Raw genomic sequence first — 15,483 nt, 5'->3', positions numbered from 1 at the left:
GCTGATTGTATTTATCCGTGAACGTTCTCGCAAACCTGGGTTTGAGCGACACACTGAAAATCGCGGATATCGTCGGCATTCCGTTGCCCTGGCCACAGGCGACGCCACCTGCTGGCTGGCTGAAATGCAACGGTCAGGCTTTCGACAAAAACGCCTTCCCGAAACTGGCGCAGGTCTACCCCGGTGGCGTGTTACCGGACCTGCGCGGCGAATTTATTCGTGGCTGGGATGATGGACGTGGGGTGGATAGCAACAGAAGCCTACTTTCGCTACAGGGCGATGCTATCAGAAACATCACCGGTTTTGTGAGTGGTGCTTTTGTTGGATTTGATGCATTTCAGGGTGCATTTTTTGATACTGGCTCCCGATATGCAACAACATCATCAGCATCACTGGCTGGTGTAAATATGAACGATGACTTTGCGTTCGATGCCTCCAGAGTGGTGCCGACAGCAAACGAAAACCGTCCCCGCAACATCGCCTTTAGCTATATCGTGAGGGCAGCATGACGGTTGAGTTTATTTCCCCACTTGTCGTATAGCCCCCATCAATACGCGATTACGCGGTGAGGAAACTCGCCGCGTTTCCGCTTACTGGGTGATATTTGATGGCGCTCTGGTTATAGTAGGGGCGTAGTTAAGTTGATTATTGCGAGTGACACGATGACTCCTGACGAAAAAGCCCTATTCCTTAACGCCATGGACGATGTCAAACCGCTGAAACCGTCCTCAACCGTCGTTCACCTGAAGTCCTCTTTCCCGAATGTGACGCCTCATCGTGCGCAAGAACCCGAGCTGGATAATTTCCTGATTACTGGATTTCTGGATCTGGTTTCGTGTGACACTCCATTGGAATTCAAAAGAGAAGGCATCCAGCAAGGGGTGGTGGACAAATTACGTCAGGGAAAATATGCGCTGGATGCCAGCCTGAACTTGTTGCGACAACCCATCGAAACCTGTCGACAGAATTTGTTCGCATTCATGTTACGGGCACAGCAGGAGAATTTGCGCAATTTGCTGATCATTCATGGCAAAAGTCGCCATGATAAGTCGCATGCCAACGTGGTGCGTAACTACCTGTTTCGCTGGTTGCAGCAGTTTGATGCGGTACAGGCATGCTGTGTTGCTCAGCCATTTCATGGTGGTACTGGTGCTTGTTATGTGTCGCTGAGAAAATCAGATCAGGCCCGACAGGATAACCGCGAGAGGCATGCTAAACGTAGCCGGTGACGAATGTGGCTTATCTGATAACAAAAACGCCCGGCTGACCGGGCGTTAATGCATTAATTGTTCAACGCTAAACTAAAATAGCTCAACGCTAATAACTCAATTCTGCGATGGAGGGACGACTATGGCCGAATTGTCCCTTGGCGAAGATCATCAGTGATGTCAGTAACGCCGGAATGGCGAGAATAGTGAACATAGCGCTCAATCCCCACCCCATACTGACAACTTGTGCACCGGCAAACGCACTCATGATGGCCCCCATGCGCCCAATGCCGTGCATCCAGCCGGAACCGGTAGCTCGGGCCTCAGTCGGATAATAACGCGCAGACAGTGCATTCATACCGGTGTTGGCACCGTTGAGGCAGAAACCACTGCTGAAAGCCACCACAGCCAGGAGCACGAAATATGCATGAGTGACGCCAATCATTGCTGTGGCAACACCGCCAGCGGCATAAATGATGCCCAGCGCCAGATGTGGATTAACCCGGTCCATCAGCCAACCGGCAAATAACGAACCGAATGTACCACCAGCCTGATAGAGTGCCGTGATGACAGTCGCTTCAGTCACGCTCATGCCCGCTTCTTTGATAACAGTCGGCAACCAGCTTCCCAGCAAATACACCATGAACAGGCCAAAGAAATAGCCGCCCCACAACATAATACTGCCGAAACGATAAGAACGGGACAACACCAGTCTCACGGCAAACGCCGGTGGTTTTTCCGCTATTGGCATGGCAAACAGGCTATCGGCCTGGGTCACGCCGGGGGCTATCTTGTCCACAATGTGGTGTATCTGCCGTGAGTCCGCACGCTTGCTAACCAGAAAACGTACCGATTCGGGCAGCTTTAACAGCAGGAATGGCATCAATAACAGCGGCAAAATCCCCCCCAGCAGCAAGACAGAATGCCAGCCCCATTGAGGAATCATCCATGAGGCCGCAAATCCACCACTGGCGGCACCGAAACTAAAACCGCAAAAAACCACGGTAATGATGAAAGAGCGTTTTTTCTCGGGAGCAAATTCTGAAACTAGCGTACCCACATTTGGCATCGCCGCTCCCAGACCTAAGCCGGTCAAAAAGCGGAAAATGACCATGTGCTGCACGTTTTCGGAAAACGCTGTCAGTAGTGTCCATAGACCAAACAAAAACACACTGGCGATGATGATAGTTTTACGCCCACGCCAGTCTGCCAGCGGGCCAGACACCATGGCCCCCACAGCCAGACCAATCAATGCCGCGCTGATAACCACAGCTAACTCTGCATTGCCAATTCCCCACGCTGTTTTCAGCGAAGGAGCAATAAACCCCATGATGGCGATGTCCATACCATCAAGCGCAATAATGCAAAAACACAGGAGAACGATCAGTTTCTGGTAAGCGCCAAGCGGGCGCTGGTTAATCAGCTGTCGTACGTCAATCGCGGTGGAACCTGTCACGCTTTTTCTCCAACAATACCGCAAAATGTTCACAATGGCTTACACTGTAAACAATTATTTCCGATAGGGAAATACGATGCTGAGAAAATTTTGTGTAACAATGAAAAAGCAGCGCTTCCTTAGAAGAAACGCTGCCTGGTAAGTTGCTGGATTTTACTGAAGTGGCTGGGGAAGATGAATAATCCACAGTTGGCTGGTTGCCTCATCTTTAGGCAGTGGCTCCAGCTCCAGTTGGGTATTGACCTGCTGGCCATTTAACGACAGTTTGCCATCAGACCCCACCTGATATTTACCAATTTTCTTTACACCGTTGGCAGGATTGACCAGTACAGACTGTAAACCAAAATCGTTGTCATTGGTTACTGCCAGCGTGCTGGTATCAATCAGCGCTAGCCCTTCTGCTTTCTCTGGTTTCCAGCCTAGCTGGCGTAGATCGACCAATTGCTGCTTTTTCGCCAGTACAATACCGCGTGTTTTCAGTGTTTCGGCATCGTTCCACTCTGGGGGTTGTGTCGAATCCAACGGGGTCAAGTCGCTGGCCCCATCCAGATCAACACGATAAATAAGGTTGTGCATGACCTGGTCTTTATCCGCCCCTTGTTCAATCACCAACACTTCATGATCGTTCAGCGCAACCATGTCACCAATTTTGGCATCTCCAGTCTTCTTCCATTTTTCGGCATCCAGCGGATAACCATACATCGCTGTTTTACCTGTTGCGGGATCAAAACTGACCAGCCGGGTGAACAGTGCTTTATTTTGCGTTTTCCCATCGATATTCAGTGTGCTTTGTACCGCCGCAAGAATGCGTCCATCAGGCATTCGGGTGATACCTTCAAAGCCCCGGTTAGGTTGCCGCCATTTAAGAATGTTCGGGAGACCACTGGCGATACCCTGTTCGCCATTTAATGGAGTTGGCCCCACTTTTTTCAGGATCTTACCCTGTGTATCAGTCTGAATAAGAAATGGGCCGTATTCATCTGAGATCCAAAATCCCCCCTGACCATCAGGTGTAATCCCTTCAGTATCTAATCCCCGACGGTCGTTTGGCAGCGTTTGCAACACATCATTGAGGGCCACTTCATTGGTTGTACCGATCAAGGCTCTGGGTAATGGCAAACCGCTGGCAGGGCCCGATTCATCATGTAATGGATGTAGCGCAGTGGCTTGTGCGCTTTTAGTGTCCACGGTAATAGTCATAATCGCAGGGGTAAAATCAGGAGCAGCAAATATTTTCGCCTCTTTCCCCTGATATTCCGGAGCATCAGCATTTGGCCCACGATCAGTGACGGTAACAAATATCAGCTTGTCCCCCTCACGTCTGATTAATGCCAACCCAGAGCCGACACCCATTGGAAAACCATTCGGAAAACGCGCTTGCCATTTGCCGTGATAACTCACCCGATCATTATCAGGAAAGGTAATCTGGTATTGCTCGGTTTGAATATCGGCAGCGTAGACTGCATGGGTTAACAGCATCATAGGGAGAAGAGGTAAGCCAAAGCGCATAGTTGAATCCCGTGATAGAGAAGTGGCGAGATTACACTAAGACGGTAATACGACGCTTGTATGACAATCCCCATAGCCGATTACTTTAGAAAACGCGGCGAGTTTCCTCACCGCGTAAATAGTAGTGTGACTGCTATTGGGGGCGAGACAGCCAGAGAATCAGGCAGCCCTAACTATATAGCTAAAGGCGATATTGCGGGGACGGTTTTCGTTGGCTGTCGGCACCACTCTGGAAGCATCGAACGCAAAGTCATCATTCATTTGTCCAACAACTGCTGATGTTGGTGCTATTGAATTTCGGGAACCAGTATCATAAAACGCACCAGTGTAAGCATCAAATCCAACATAAACACCACTCACAAACCCGGTGATGTTTCTAATCGCATCACCCTGTAGCGAAAGTATGCTTCTGTTGCTATCCACCCCACGCCCATCATCCCAGCCACGAATAAACTCGCCGCGCAAATCCGGTAGTACGCCACCGGGATAGACCTGTGCCAGTTTCGGGAAGGCGTTTTTGTCGAAAGCCTGACCGTTGCATTTCAGCCAGCCAGCAGGTGGCGTCGCCTGTGGCCAGGGCAACGGAATGCCGACGATATCCGCGATTTTCAGCGTGTCGCTCAAACCCAGGTTTGCGAGAAAAGCCGATTTATCGGCGATATCGGCACCGTTCTGCTCTTTGAGCAACGCAGTGTTTTTGACAAATGCGGTAGTGGCCAGTTGGGTGGAGTTTGTGCTTTTGTCTGCAGTCGGGGCACTTGGCACGCCAGTTAAGGCTGGACTATTCAGTGGCGCATACTGTGGGTGAGGGTTGGCGGCGGTGATATGCGCGTTGAGCTGGCTATCGGCGTACGCTTTTACCTCAATGACTTTATCATCGACGTATTGTCGTGTTGCCAGCACGACCGCCGGGTCGATTTTCAGGGTGATGGCGTCAGCGCTATTCACAATCAGGATCATGCGGACGGTTTGTACCCGGCCCGAGCCTTCTTGCAACTGCGGTTTATAGGTGTCGGCGCAGTTTGCTACGGCAATCAGGTCGCCGTCGCTGTCATACAGGCCGATTTCGCGAATCCACCAGCCGCCTTCAGTTTCAGGGATAACCTGCTCGGCAATGATTTGGTTAGTATTTTGGGGATCGACACTCAGTGCATTGAGCGGCGCACGACGTTTCTCGTTGACCAACTTAGTTTGGGCTGGTGTTGGGGTTGGCAGGCTGCCGCCGCCATCGCCCACGGCCATTTGCGTGATAGCCAGATGGCTACCCAACGCGGTGGCGTTGGCCAACTTCGCCGCGCCGATATTCGTCAGTAAAGCAAAGTATTTTGTACTCATGCAGATTACTCATACGGTTAACAGGGTAGGATGCCGTTGTGGCATCGGGGGTGCTGGGGTGCTGACTGGTGATAACCAGCCGGCTGAACCCCGGCTGTGATTGCGTCACGGTAGTATGCGAGAGTGCTTGCCTGGTCGCATCTGGTGGGTGTTGGCGCAAGGCGCAGACAACATCGGGGAGGGGGACATAAAAAAAGCCAGCGCAGGCTGGCTTGGCGAGGAGCGTGGATTAACCGCCGACGTTCAGGTCGTCAATCAGATGAATCGCACCACCGGTGAATTCTTCGCCCGAAATACTGATGGTTTCTGGGAAGTAGGGGTAGATGGTTAACTCGTCACCGCTGTAAGAGCTGGCGCCCAGCGAGACGGTACCTTGCGTGTCCAGATTGATATTCAGCCCTAACATCTGACGGCTGACGGGTTTGGCATCGGCAATCAGGCGTTCCAGTTCCTGAAAGGACTCCTCTGTAATGCCCGATTCCTGGATGCCGATATCCAGCCGGAAGGTGCCGGGAACATCGCCGGTTTGCCACCACTCTTTGATGCGAATCAGGTATCCCAGCGGTTCAACCACCCGGCGCAGTGCGCCGATAGTGCCCTTATGCCGATGGATAAAAAACGCATCTTTGATGACTTTTCGTTTGACGGCTTCCGACCAGCTTTCATCCCAGCGATCAACCGACCATGTCCAGGCCAGATAGGGCAACAGCTCGACCGGGCAGGTGTCGGGATTCCAGATCTGGCGCAGGGGAATCGGCACGTTTTCCACACTGGCGCCAGTCGTCGCGACCGCATGCTCCAGTGTGGATGAACCGGGGGGAAGCAGGGGGCTTTTATTCATCCGTGCCCCCCAATATCAGGGTGTAGCCAGTGCAATGCGACGCCTGGGTATCATCCAGTACGATATCAGCGGCCGGACTGGCTAACTCTACCCGCTGAACGCCTTCCACATGCAATGCCGCGTAAATGGCCGATCGGCGGATGTCGCGTCCCAAGCGGTGCTGGGTGGTGACGTAACTCTGCAGCTTCTTCTCGGCAGCAGCACGTATCGGTTCGGCTTCCGGTCCGGGGTACAAATACAGCGTGGCATTGATGTCGTAAGGAACGATCACCGCCGATTTGACGGTGACCCGATCTGCCACCGGCCTGACATCTTCGGCGTTGAGTGCGGCGTTAACGGTGGCGATGAGCGCGTCACTGGCGGTACCGTCATTTTCCCGAGACAGGACCGATACCAGTACCTCGGCAGGACCGGGGCTGATAACCGAAATGTCGGCGACCTGGCCGCTGGCGCTGCGTCCATGAAACTGGTATGCGCCGATGGAACCCGCCACACTCAGACCTTCATAAGCCTGTTGGATACGCAGACGAAAATCGGTATCCGACTCCATCACTGCGGCGGTCGGTGGAACGGTGGTCGCATCGGCCGGGGTGATCACCAGTCGTGATACGTTAACGTTAGCACCCAACTGATCCAGATCGTTGCCACGGGAAAACGCCAGCATCCCAGCCTGAGCGGCTTCGTTGATGCGTTGGCGTAACAGGAGTTCGCGATAGGCATTTTCCTGCAGCAGTTTTACCAACGGCTCTGACTCCAGGGTCAGGGTACGTGCAATGGCGGCACGTTCATCGTCACTGTAAAGTGATAGCAGCGTTTCCTTGCGCGAGGCGTACAGGGTTTCATAATCCAGCGTTTCCACGACGCTTGGGGCGGGTAACTGACTTAAATCGATAATGGGCATGATCTCAGCTCACAGGAATGGTTAACGAAAGGGATGTGCTGTTGCCGGACAACGTGCCGGAAATATCCACAATCAACTGGCCGTCGTAGTGGCTTTCCATTGAGATGGACGTCAGCGTCAGGCGGGGTTCCCACTTCAACAGCGCGACATAGCAGGCAGCCTGAACCTGTAGCTTCAGGGCGGGTGTCTGCGGTTGGTCGATAAGCGTGGACAGCAGCGAGCCATAATCACGCCGCATGACCCGGCTGCCTTGCGGGGTGGTGAGAATATCGCGCACGCTCTGGCGCAAATGTTCCAGATCGCTCAGGCTGACGCCGGTGTTGCGATTCATGCCGGTGTACGATGCGCTGGTCATAAAGGTCCTCCTGTTGTGCCGCCGCCACTTTGTACGCCGCCGTGTTGATGGGTATGGACCACCACACCATTAGAGGAGAAACTGCCCCCTGAATGGGTGACGCTGCCTGTGATGCTGCCGCCTTGCTGCACTTCGATGGTCTGAGTAATCAGCTTATGCGTACAGACGACTTCCGGAGTATCCAGCGTGATGCGTTCGCTGGCGTTGATGGTGACGTTTTTTGTGGTAACGGACACGGATTCTGCCGCAACGACAGTGGCGGTTTTGATGCCGGTGACGGTCAGTGCGCCGTTCGCTGGTTCATATTCCATCACAGCACCATCGGGAAAACGGATGTGGCAGGCATCCGCAGAAACCGACGGTGCAGGGTGGTTATCGCTATAAATACCCGGTACGACAAAAGCTGTGTTGAGCTCGCCTCCTATAGCAAGTATGAGTACCTGTTCACCCACCGACGGTGCCCACCATTCGCGGGAACTCCCCGCGCGACGGGACAGCCAGTGGAGCCATCCGGTGACCATGCCACCGGTCTGCACGCGACAGCGCGCCTGTTGGGTATCAACTTCAGTAACGACGCCGATACGAATCAGGTTACGCAGCGCACGCTGGATTTCGGAGAGATATTCGTATGTATTCATGGTGGGAAGCATGCGTCTTCCCAGTGAATGAGACAATTGTCCACGGTTGTGTGGCTACGGATACCACCGGTAGTTGCATTATTCGTTGCGAGGTAAACGCTGAATAACCTGGTATGAGCGATAAGGGGAAATGAATACGAAAAAAACGCCGATAGAATCGTGATGACAAATTGGAGATAAATAAAATAATAAGAAAGTAATATCAGGAATCACTATATGGCAGAGGGGACGTATCTGAGGTGGGAATGAGGTAATAGTAAAAAAATAGGCCGCTTTCACAACGGCCTTTATGGGGACAGTGTTATTTCAAACGATCAGTTGCCTTTCCATTGACTGATCAATTCCCCAGCGATATAGAGCGCGGTGGGCCGGCTAACCGGTTCAGGCGGAGTGGGTTCCGGTTCGTAATTGACCTGCACGGTCTGGTTTAGTTCGCTGACGCGATTACGCTCTGTCAGGTTAAGGCGAATAGACAACGTGCTGGTATTATCGGCATTATTATCAATGGTGAAACTAATACCTTTATTGCGAATGCTTTCCCGCGTCAGTAAATCGGGCTGGTTTTGGCGCACCCAAAGTAACAGCGTGACGAAAAGTGTATCGGGGTTATCAGCGAAATTATTCAGCGTCAGTAGCAGCTGATAACGGTATTCGAATGACAGGGAGGGTTCCTGCAACGCAGCAATTTCACCTTCCTGGATCCGAAACTGTAATGCATTACTCAATGACGGTAATGCTGTGGTCAGTGCAAGTCTGAGGCTTTGCGGTTTTTGCATAGTAAGGTTCCTGGTGTGGCGGCGATCGTCAGCGTAGGCTGATTATTCCCAAATATTGATACTTTCCTGAGAACTGGACACGCTGATATCGGGCAGGGTAACGGCAGTGCCGTGTGGCAGAATGGGGCCAAGATCTGCCAGTCCCGGGTTGGACTGCATGACGGTTTCAACTACGCCCTGCGTACGGCCGTAATAGCGGTAACAGAGCGCATCCAGCGAGTCGTCCTGATGAGCGTAGACTTTCATGTGACACCTTTGAGTGCAGATAAAATAAGGCCGAATAAAACGGGCTGTTTCTGATTCGTTATCCTCCCGAGGATCAGCCTCAACTGCAATGCAGGCGCGGTGTGGTGCTGATAGCACAACAACATATAAGCGCGTTGTTATGTCATTCGAATGATTAAAAGGGAGGATGGGGAGATATGACAGAACCTATCCCACCAGGCTATTTCCTCCATTATCGCGCCAGTTGGGATAGGTTCTTAATTTTACCTTGCTGTATAAAACGAAAAAAATATTACCAACGAACAGGTCTGCACTGAGTCAGTTATTACAATTCATGCCAAAACGTATATTCCGGGTTTAATCGGACTGGCCGCTATTATCAAACGGTCTGGATACGAAAAAAAATGTTGCTGTGTATAAGTCTGGCGCATTGGCCACAGAGAAAATCCATTAATTTGCCCGTGCATCTGGTTAAATAACCAGGCGTTTCATGCCGGTCGTTATTATCCATCGCAATCCCTCACAACGATTGTTGCTCTAACCATGCCTTTAGCTGTTGCCCATCACCACTGCTCTTCAGAAATTGCTGATAATCACTATGCGGGAGCTCGCCGTGAGATAAGTCGGCGATTAGCGACATGGCGATTTTCATTTCTTCAGGATTGCATTGTGATATCAAAGACATATCGGCAATTAATCGAATCCTTGACAAGGTCAGCTCTCTGCTTTCAGTCTGTTCCACGGTACCTCTTCCATTGTGAGACTGTATTTATATACAGTACTTTATTCAGTAATATTCGTCAACTCATAAGTGCAGGACCTGTGTGTCCATGATGCGCTTTCCATCAACGGCGGATATAGCTTTATTCCTAATTTCATCAATCAGTTGCCCGTCAACGCTGACCCTGGCGCCTCGAACCAGAGCCTCCCGTTCCCAGCGTGAAAGGTGAATGCCTCGTTGTCTTAACCGGGGGCCTAATGACGCCAGTTTGTCACGCTGGAAATTGGTTAATCGTGCTGAAGGAACACGAGGAATATCACGGTATGACGACGGGAGTGCAGCCCGTGAAATCCTCCCCCCACAGTTATTGACAGAACTCCAAGGGAGAGCAGACCGCTGCCTGTCGGTTTCGTCGTGGTGAGTGGTACGGTTTTTGGCCACGATTCGCCATTCATCTGGCCGGGTGGGGAAGACGCGTTCACTGCCGCACTGGACAGAAAAAATACCGACAGTACGCACGATCGTTTCATCATAAGCGTTGAGTCGTTCGCTGGCGGCTCTGGCGACGCGAACCGACTGGCATTTTCGGGCAACGTTGGCTCCCCCTTGCGCTTCAATATAGGCAGCAAAGTCGCCGTGGTCGGCGGCATATCTCACGCGTTCGGCCTGCTCCCCCAATGCGCCTGTCAGAGAACGGCTGCGAATGCGCCGGCATTCCCGATAGGCACCGACGGTAGGCAGGCCAATAAAATGAAACTGGGGGATGCGCCACAGCGATGCCCATGCAGAAGCGGCGGCCGCCATATCTTTCAATGGTTTTCCCGTTTCATGGTCTGTTTCATCGTCTAATGCGTAGCCGTCGATATTTTTGGCAATGTATTTGGCAACATAAGCCGTTGCACCGCCTTTGTTGATGTGTTTGCAGTCAAACAAGCGTTGCGCTGCGCCGCTGTTTTCCTGTTGCAGCACATAACGCCGCAGGATATCGACAATCGCCTGACGCTGCGCGCGCTCGCAATACAGCATCAGGTGCCAGTGCGGCGTACCATCATGATGCGGTTCGACGACCCGCAGACCGTAAACGGATAACTTGCGGTCTTTGAGTGCAGTACGAATTTTGCTCCACAGCTTGACCAAATAATGTTGAGTCATTTTGGGCGATGGGCAATCCGGCATCCATCCGGTGTTAGGCAATACCTGGTCGTGATTACGGGTACGGGTGGGGTGGTAATGCCCAGGAGCCGTTAGCGTGACCAGCATACCGATGTGTTGATGCGCTGTGGCATAACGTTCGATGCCTGCCAGCATCGCCATCAGTTCCATACGGCGAATACTGGGGTTAGCGATACTGGACATGACTTTATCGATCAGATCCACGCGCTCACCACTGCGGGTATTTTCCAGATCCCGACTTTTCAGGAAATCCAGCGTCGCCAGTCGGCGGTAGTGACTCTCCTGCCAGGCCTGACGGCTGAGAAACGGCGATGCCGCCCGGCTGACTTCGCCGCTGGCAATCCACAACGCTTCACGCCAACGGGTACGCTGTATTTTTAACTGCCGTTCCCACCAGCGCGGGGTCACCAGCCGCATGATACCGGCGCAGGCTTGTTCTAGCGTGAGCGTTCCACTCTGGTGGCGATGCCAGTACGCCGGGGTTACGTTCAGTGCCTGTGCCAGCGTCGCCAATTGACCATAGAGACGGGTTTGTATCTCGTCACTGAATAGCGGCATGTGATGATTGCCACTACACGCCTGCAAGTACTGATCGCAACGCGCGTTGTAGGCATCATTCATGTGACCGGCGATACGGCTGGCAAATGCAGACAGCACCCTGTCTGGCATGTCCGGCAGTTGGTGGTATTGTTCCGCCTCACTGATGAAGCGCGAAGAACGGCGAGTGTTCATCCGGTAACGGGAGTTAACGGCGTCGATTCGGGGCCACAGCCGACGATGAACCACCGCTAACAGGTAGTTAAACGCGGCCTGTAGCCCCTGATGTTGCTTGAGATACTCGAAGCGTCGCCGAAAGTGATCAGCGAGGAAACGCGGTAACAGCGCCAGTTGATACAAGACTGCCTGCCCTTGTCGCAGCGTATCTGAAGACAGCGTACTGGATTCGGGCAGAATAGCCGTACGAGGGGCATTCCAGGCGTATGCCCAGCGTTGTTCCCCGTTATCGGCACTTTTTTCGCTGTTGTCAGACGTCATAACCAGCCCGCGTGTTTTTACCCAATGTGTGTTTGCCGGATGATCGGCACAAATTGCCGTACCGTTTCCGGTCTGTCAGTTCGTAGATGTTGTCATCAGGACAGCGGCCGGTAATGGCGTAGCCGCTGTTCACGGATTTCCTGACAGGATACGCAGCACACCACACCGGGAATCGCCAGCCGACGAGCCTCGGGAATCGGCGTATCACAATCTTCACAGACTAATGCCGATGGGATGACGGGCGCGGTACGTGCGTGCGCAATTTGTGCATCCAGCAGTAACGCTTGCTGCTCCTGAGAGATGTCCATACTGTCTGCCATCAGTGCGCCTCCCACAGCTGGTGCCGAATGTTTTCTGCTTCCTGTTGCAATAGCGCTACCAGTTCCTGTGCGGATAAATGCTCCTGACAGGCGTGTTGCGCCAGATTATCCAGATGCTCGCTGTAGCGATGAGCAAGGTCGGTGCGCCAGCTATCCTGCGGGCGGCTACTCGGTGGGATGAAGCTTGTGCAGTGCCTTTTTTGGTTATTTTTCATACATTCTCCTGATAATAAGCCGCAACAAGTCCTGCCAGCCAAAATGGCGGCCTGTCTGGCGGCGGTTGAGTTAACGGCGGTGGTTTTCTGATGAAATCAGCCGTTAGCGATAAAAACGGGTGTTAGCGAAAATAGTGTTCGGGTTTGATACTGGACAGAATGTCAGGGGCATCGCTAAACAGGCTGTGTAATTCACCGGCAGCGCGAACCAGTGCATCTGTCCATTGGCAATCTGGCTCATCGATACGCCGCAAAGGGTGGTTGAATTCCCGCGCTGTGAGCCCGGCGTGAAAAAACAGAGTGCGGCGCTCGCTAAGGTGTAAGCGGGTGACTAATGGCAATACGTCATTTCTTTCCTTAATCTCCGACCCGCCAAATGCGTTGCGTAGTTCACTCAACGCGCTGACAACCCGCTCTCTTGCCATTTCATCCATCTCATTAAGCAGGTAGACACACCAGCGTTGGTGCAGGGCAGCATGAAAACACAGCGTGCGCCGATAGCGTTCCGAAAGTCGTTGGTAAAACAGGCAAGTCTGTTCCCAGCGCGAATCAGCAAAATGTTTTCCAAGCAGCGCCCGCAAATTTGGCGGCAGAGCCTGCAGGTGATTGGCAGTAAAGGCATAATGCGGCTTCATGATGACGCTCGCTGACTATCACGGGCGTTTGGCCGGTTGCTGAACTGGGGATGGTGGTACTGAACTTTAGTAGAGTTCGAATTTCCGAATTTCGTGGTAAAGTCATTAGTACCATTCACAACGTTCAAATGGTATTGCCCATTTGGCGGCAGCTGTAACGTTGCAACAAGTGAAAATGCGTCCGATTTCCCGTCAGGAGTGAACGGTGTTTTTGCATTTTCAAAATAACAGTAACTGGGGAGATCGATTGCGGTGCAGTATCTATTCCCGGTAGCAGGTGAATAGCGCCAGAGATCAGCCATTGCCGATACCGTTTGCATCGCGTTGTGCAAGCAGGTGAAAGTCGCCGTTACCTGAGCAGGCATAAAATGAGGTATTCGATAATCTATGGCTACCGGTGTTGCGATGACACAAAAAGCACTCACTGACGTAGGATTTTCCTCAGAAATGAGCGATAGAATTGAAATCTCGTTCGACATAAAGCAATATCTCCCCCAGGCCAGGGTGTTCTATGGTGTTACATGTGCTATGTCGACACTATAAAACACGTAACGTGTATATGCAAATACTCGTGAGGTGTTTTTGAATACAAATAGTGATGCCGTGTCTGCGGCCTCCGTGCTTGAGCGCATCATGTCAAGCTATGGAGTAAAGACTCAGAAGGAACTGAGCGAGGTAACTGAAATACCTACCAATACAATCAGTAACTGGGTTCAGCGAGGGAACGTGCCGGGTAACATTATTCTTAAATGTGCGCTAGATACTGGAGCCGAAGCAGGATGGCTGGTAACTGGTGAGTTTGCAAATGCGAATGTCTTTGCTCATAAATCACCGCTGAAAGGCAAGGCGCTTTATGAGCAAATTCTGTCATCGGGTGGTAAGGCGGTACTGCGTCGTATGCTTGATGCCTATGGCTTTAGTACGCAAAAAGAGTTGGGTGATTTACTGGGCATTGCGCCTGGGACGATCAGTACCTGGATTCGGCGAGATTTCTTTCCTGGGGATGTTGTCGTTACTTGCGCGCTGGATACCGGGGTGTCACTGGCGTGGCTGGCGACCGGTAAAGGATCGCCGCAACAGCATGATACGCCGGTGAGCCGTCATGATGACGCGGGTATTACCCTGATTCCACGCAACGTACTAAAAACAGGTAAATTGCAGGAAGCAGGGGAGTGGAAAGCTGACCCACAATGCATTCCTGCTGGCTTGCATGCACCGTTGCTGGTGGAGGGGAGCACCGCTTCCTGGCTGGTGGATACCGGTATTACCAGTATCAGTAATGGACGTTGGTTGCTGGATATTGATGGTAAAAACGATATCTATGATGTGGCCCTGTTGCCGGGGCGCAAAATGCAGGTTGAAGGCGGCGGCTCGCAATTTCAGTGCGGGGTCGACGAGGTCACTCCCCGTGGGGTAGTGGTGCTGACGTTAACGCCCAGTCTCTAAAATCAACATCAACACATATGGCGTACCGAGGTGCGCTGTATGTGTTCTCTCTTCGTCATTATTCTTGTGAATTTGTCGCTCTCTTGCCGCATTACAAGGCTCTAATGAGCCTTGCCCTAAAGGGCCAACGCGTTGCGTTGTTCAACACGCATGCGTGTTGTCCTGCAACTTGAATTATTTAGGATATATAAAAATTCACTATCAAATAATTATCATAACCATAACATTATAATTACATTAGTTACTGTGGTTATCACAGTAGAATGGATCGGCGGATTATAGCTGATTATTATTATGTTGCTTTTTTATTTTTCACATTATTGTTTGTACTCATTTTTGGAATAAATATTTATTTATTCTATATGGTTATGATTTATTAGACATTTAATTGAAAAAAGACGAGTTGTGATAGTTGTCTAATTATTGGGGGTTCTTGGGTGTTTTGATTAAACTACTCTTTATACAGGCCGATAAATTTTTGAGGCGGGATGTATGGACATAAAACCTGGATGGCAGTGAATCTTTGTGAGTAGTTAATCGCTGAGTTATTACATGACGATGTTTTTATCCATCATCGTCGCTATGTGCTATGCCTTATGTGTTTGGAGTGCAGGGGAATCAATAGGCTTACAGTCTGGTGATGGCCGAAATAATACGCTGGTAATCAGATCACGATAATCATAAACAGGTGATG

Annotated in this window: 18 protein-coding genes; 3 read left to right on the top strand and 15 right to left on the bottom strand. The window is 51.6% G+C overall.

Annotated features, from left to right (window positions below):
- Positions 1 to 17: 17 nt before the first annotated feature.
- Entirely contained in the window at positions 18 to 509 is a 492-nt protein-coding gene (locus LF929_RS11830; RefSeq protein WP_368678942.1) for a phage tail protein, read from the top strand.
- 153 nt (positions 510 to 662) lie between these two features.
- A complete protein-coding gene (gene smrA, locus LF929_RS11825; RefSeq protein ID WP_210175866.1) occupies positions 663 to 1,229 on the top strand; it encodes a DNA endonuclease SmrA in 567 nt (188 codons plus the stop codon).
- A gap of 88 nt (positions 1,230 to 1,317) precedes the next feature.
- Here smrA and LF929_RS11820 read toward each other — a convergent pair whose 3' ends face one another.
- The 15 genes from LF929_RS11820 to LF929_RS11750 form a co-directional block, all read right to left on the bottom strand.
- Positions 1,318 to 2,664, bottom strand: coding sequence for an aromatic acid/H+ symport family MFS transporter (locus LF929_RS11820; RefSeq protein ID WP_210175865.1), 1,347 nt, complete (start codon positions 2,662 to 2,664; stop codon positions 1,318 to 1,320).
- Between the two features lie 153 nt (positions 2,665 to 2,817).
- The gene (locus LF929_RS11815) at positions 2,818 to 4,173 is read right to left on the bottom strand and encodes an esterase-like activity of phytase family protein (RefSeq protein WP_226093684.1); all 1,356 of its coding nucleotides are present in this window, start codon (positions 4,171 to 4,173) and stop codon (positions 2,818 to 2,820) included.
- 159 nt (positions 4,174 to 4,332) lie between these two features.
- Positions 4,333 to 5,508, bottom strand: coding sequence for a phage tail protein (locus LF929_RS11810; RefSeq protein WP_368678941.1), 1,176 nt, complete (start codon positions 5,506 to 5,508; stop codon positions 4,333 to 4,335).
- 229 nt (positions 5,509 to 5,737) lie between these two features.
- Complete coding sequence (locus LF929_RS11805) at positions 5,738 to 6,349, bottom strand: phage tail protein I (RefSeq protein WP_019846003.1); 612 nt, start codon at positions 6,347 to 6,349, stop codon at positions 5,738 to 5,740.
- The gene (locus LF929_RS11800) at positions 6,342 to 7,250 is read right to left on the bottom strand and encodes a baseplate assembly protein (RefSeq protein ID WP_038904110.1); all 909 of its coding nucleotides are present in this window, start codon (positions 7,248 to 7,250) and stop codon (positions 6,342 to 6,344) included. Before LF929_RS11800 ends, LF929_RS11805 begins: the two co-directional genes overlap by 8 nt.
- A 4-nt stretch (positions 7,251 to 7,254) precedes the next feature.
- Positions 7,255 to 7,605, bottom strand: a complete 351-nt coding sequence (locus LF929_RS11795) for a GPW/gp25 family protein (RefSeq protein WP_019846002.1) — start codon at positions 7,603 to 7,605, stop codon at positions 7,255 to 7,257.
- On the bottom strand, positions 7,602 to 8,255 hold the full coding sequence (locus LF929_RS11790; protein ID WP_026358052.1) for a phage baseplate assembly protein V: 654 nt from the start codon (positions 8,253 to 8,255) through the stop codon (positions 7,602 to 7,604). The genes LF929_RS11795 and LF929_RS11790 overlap by 4 nt, the downstream gene beginning before the upstream one ends.
- A 302-nt stretch (positions 8,256 to 8,557) precedes the next feature.
- Positions 8,558 to 9,019: a phage tail protein gene (locus tag LF929_RS11785; RefSeq protein ID WP_038904112.1), complete on the bottom strand. Its 462-nt coding sequence runs from the start codon at positions 9,017 to 9,019 to the stop codon at positions 8,558 to 8,560.
- A gap of 42 nt (positions 9,020 to 9,061) precedes the next feature.
- Positions 9,062 to 9,265, bottom strand: a complete 204-nt coding sequence (locus tag LF929_RS11780; protein ID WP_012884479.1) for a tail protein X — start codon at positions 9,263 to 9,265, stop codon at positions 9,062 to 9,064.
- A gap of 499 nt (positions 9,266 to 9,764) precedes the next feature.
- Positions 9,765 to 9,986, bottom strand: coding sequence for a hypothetical protein (locus LF929_RS11775; RefSeq protein ID WP_012884482.1), 222 nt, complete (start codon positions 9,984 to 9,986; stop codon positions 9,765 to 9,767).
- 63 nt (positions 9,987 to 10,049) lie between these two features.
- Positions 10,050 to 12,173 carry a replication endonuclease gene (locus LF929_RS11770; RefSeq protein WP_210174935.1) on the bottom strand — a complete coding sequence of 708 codons (2,124 nt, stop codon included), beginning with the start codon at positions 12,171 to 12,173 and terminating at the stop codon, positions 10,050 to 10,052.
- Positions 12,174 to 12,268: 95 nt separating this feature from the next.
- Positions 12,269 to 12,493 (bottom strand): TraR/DksA family transcriptional regulator, encoded by a 225-nt coding sequence (locus tag LF929_RS11765; RefSeq protein WP_210174936.1) that lies wholly within the window; start codon positions 12,491 to 12,493, stop codon positions 12,269 to 12,271.
- Positions 12,493 to 12,708, bottom strand: a complete 216-nt coding sequence (locus tag LF929_RS11760; protein ID WP_210174937.1) for a DUF2732 family protein — start codon at positions 12,706 to 12,708, stop codon at positions 12,493 to 12,495. Before LF929_RS11760 ends, LF929_RS11765 begins: the two co-directional genes overlap by 1 nt.
- A gap of 122 nt (positions 12,709 to 12,830) precedes the next feature.
- Positions 12,831 to 13,343, bottom strand: coding sequence for a replication protein B (locus tag LF929_RS11755; protein ID WP_210174938.1), 513 nt, complete (start codon positions 13,341 to 13,343; stop codon positions 12,831 to 12,833).
- Positions 13,340 to 13,822 carry a hypothetical protein gene (locus LF929_RS11750; protein WP_210174939.1) on the bottom strand — a complete coding sequence of 161 codons (483 nt, stop codon included), beginning with the start codon at positions 13,820 to 13,822 and terminating at the stop codon, positions 13,340 to 13,342. The genes LF929_RS11755 and LF929_RS11750 overlap by 4 nt, the downstream gene beginning before the upstream one ends.
- Positions 13,823 to 13,976: 154 nt before the next feature.
- On the opposite strand from LF929_RS11750, the gene LF929_RS11745 reads away from it, so the two are divergent.
- Complete coding sequence (locus LF929_RS11745; protein WP_172640070.1) at positions 13,977 to 14,789, top strand: helix-turn-helix domain-containing protein; 813 nt, start codon at positions 13,977 to 13,979, stop codon at positions 14,787 to 14,789.
- The last annotated feature ends 694 nt before the right edge of the window (positions 14,790 to 15,483 follow it).

Origin of the sequence: Dickeya oryzae (assembly GCF_020406815.2) — a bacterium.
GTDB classification, from domain to species: Bacteria; Pseudomonadota; Gammaproteobacteria; order Enterobacterales; family Enterobacteriaceae; genus Dickeya; species Dickeya oryzae.
This window is presented reverse-complemented; position numbering and strand designations above follow the sequence as displayed.